This is a genomic window from Xanthomonas sp. SHU 199 (assembly GCF_000364665.1).
GTDB lineage: Bacteria > Pseudomonadota > Gammaproteobacteria > Xanthomonadales > Xanthomonadaceae > Xanthomonas_A > Xanthomonas_A sontii.
Genome location: NZ_AQOI01000628.1, coordinates 1 through 1,235, shown reverse-complemented (window position 1 = coordinate 1,235; position 1,235 = coordinate 1). Strand labels below are relative to the sequence as shown.

1 protein-coding gene is annotated in these 1,235 nt (G+C 73.9%); it reads left to right on the top strand.

The window, feature by feature from the left end:
- A partial coding sequence (locus D183_RS0118165; protein WP_017910251.1) for a tetratricopeptide repeat protein occupies positions 1-1,235 on the top strand: 1,235 nt, incomplete at both ends.

The following is a 1,235-nucleotide window of genomic DNA, read 5'->3' as shown; positions in this document are numbered from 1 at the left end:
GGCCGCGCACCCTGGCCCTGCTGGCGGCGCTGCGCCTGGAAGCCGAAGACGATCTCGCCGCTGCCGACAGCGCCTGGCAGGCGTTGGCCACGGCCCGGCCCGACGACAGCGAGGTGCAGTTGCAGGTCGCGCGCATCCAGGCGCAGGCAGGCCACCTGGACGCGGCACGCGATCGCCTGCGTGCGCTGGCGCAGCGCGACCCCGACGACCCGCGGCTGTGGTTGGCGCTGGGCAAGCTGGCGATCCTCAGCGGCAACGCCGCCACCGCGGTGGACGACGACCTGCTGCGCGCGCAACTGCTGTTCCGCCGCGGCCGCGACCTGTATGGCGAAGCGGAGACGGTGAACGCACTGGGCGTGGGCTACGGCCGGCTCGGCCTGGCCCAGCAGGCACAGGCGCAGTACCTGCGCGCGGTGGAGCTGCGCCGGCAGGTCGGCAATCGCCGTGGCGTCGCCACCAGCCTGCGCAACCTGGCGGGCACGCTGAGCATCGGCGGCGCCTTCGCCGAGGCCGAACAGAAACTGCAGCAGGCGCAGGCGCTGTACGTCGAACTCGGCGACCGCGACGGCCAGGCCGCCGCCGCCAACGAACTCGGCCTGCTGGCCGAGGAGCGCGGCGACTACCCGCAGGCGCTGCAGGCGTTCCGCGGCGCGCTGACCGCCTGGCGCGCGATCGGCGATGCGCACGGCGTCGCCGAGACGCTCAACAACATCGGCTTCGCGCATTTCCAGTTGGGCGACCTGGACAGCGCGCAGGCGTTCTGGGAACAGGCCGCGCGCGCCTATGCCGACCTCAACGACGCCACCGGCCGCGTGCGCACCGCGCAGAATCTCGGCCTGCTGGCCACCGCACGCGGCCACTGGACCCAGGCGCAGACCCTGCTGAGCCAAGCGTTGCGCGAGGCCGAGCGCCACCAGATGCTCGAGGAAGTGGCGGTGAGCCGGCGCAACCTGGCCGAACTGGCGTTCTGGCAAGGCCAGCGCGCGGTGGCGCTGACCGAACTGGACCAGGCGCAGCGGCTGTTCCAGCAGAGCCGCGACCAGCGCGGGCAGACCGACATCGCCCTGCTGCGCGCGCAGGTGTGGCTGGCGCTGGACGACCCGGCGCAGGCGCGGCTGGCGCTGCAGCAGGTGCAGCGGCAAGCGCCCGCCTCGGTGTCCAGCGAACAGCGCGCGAGTGCGGCGCTGCTGCAGGCGCAACTGGCCGAACGCGACGGCGATGACGCCGCGGCCGCC